The 1,126-nt window shown below is 60.2% G+C and carries 1 protein-coding gene; it reads right to left on the reverse strand.

Annotated elements, in window-relative coordinates; genetic code table 11:
* Positions 1-1,010, reverse strand: a 1,010-nt coding sequence (istA, locus tag FIV35_RS29465) for an IS21-like element ISPst3 family transposase (RefSeq protein WP_142901939.1), incomplete at its 3' end; no start/stop codon positions are given.
* Between the last annotated feature and the right edge of the window lie 116 nt (positions 1,011-1,126).

Here is a 1,126-nt window from a genome sequence, read left to right on the forward strand (position 1 = left end):
TACTCACACGGCACCGAGTAGCGGTTGCGCCCGACGCTGACCAGGCAGGTGCTGGAGACCCGCGCAGGCCGCTCGACGTAACCGTCGAATGGCGCTGGCACAGGCATCAGTTCAGCGCGCTCCAACTCCAGCACTTCGGCCACACTCAGCCCGCTGTATTGAGGGTGCGTCAGCTCGTTCCAAAGCGCGCGGCAGCGCTGGCCCAGCCAGGCATTGAGTTCCTCGAAGGAGTGAAACTGGCAGTCCTGGGCGTCTAGCCAGATACGCCTGCGGCTGTCTTGCACGTTCTTTTCAACGATGCCCTTTTCCCAACCAGCGGCGACGTTGCAGAAGTCCGGATCGAACAGGTAATGCGCGCACATCACCGCAAAGCGCGCATTCACCGCCCGGCCTTTGCCCTTATTGACCTTGTCGACGGCGGTCTTCATGTTGTCGTAGATGCCCCGGCGCGGCACGCCGCCCAAGGAGCCGAACGAGCGTGTATGGGCGTCAAATAACATCTCATGGCCCTGGCTCGGATACGCCACAAGCCAGAACGCACGGCTGGCACACAGCTTCAGATGTGCCACCTGCATACGCCGGTAAATGCCGCCGACCAGCAAGCCTTCCTCGCTCCAGTCAAACTGAAACGCCTCGCCAAGAGCAAAGGTCAGCGGCACAAAGGCCTGCGACGCCTTGCCCTGTCCCCCTCGCCAGGCACGGATAAACGCGGTGAGCTGGCTGTAGCCACCGTCATAACCTTCGGCTTTGATTTGCGCCAACAGCGCCTTGGCACTGCGCCGCTGTTGCTTGGGCCGCAGCGAATCGGCTTTTAGCGCCTGCTCCAGCGTGGCGTGAAAAGGGCTGAGTTTGTTGAAGATCGCGCGGCGTTGGTAGACCGGCGGCTTGGCCTCAGGTGCTCTGACCCACTTGCGAATCGTGTTGCGCGCCAACCCGGTGCGCTTGGCTATCTCATGCAGCGACAGCTTGTCGCGGAAATACATCCGGCGAATTTTGCCCATCATTTCCATACTGATCACCCTGTGTTCTCCTGCTCAAAAATTGAGCAGAAGCAGTTGAACACCTGGGTCAGTTTTCAGTCGGCAGAACAGCCTCTACTGGGTCAGTTTTCGGTCAGCGGCAACAC

This window comes from Pseudomonas rhodesiae, assembly GCF_007858255.1.
Lineage (GTDB): Bacteria > Pseudomonadota > Gammaproteobacteria > Pseudomonadales > Pseudomonadaceae > Aquipseudomonas > Aquipseudomonas rhodesiae.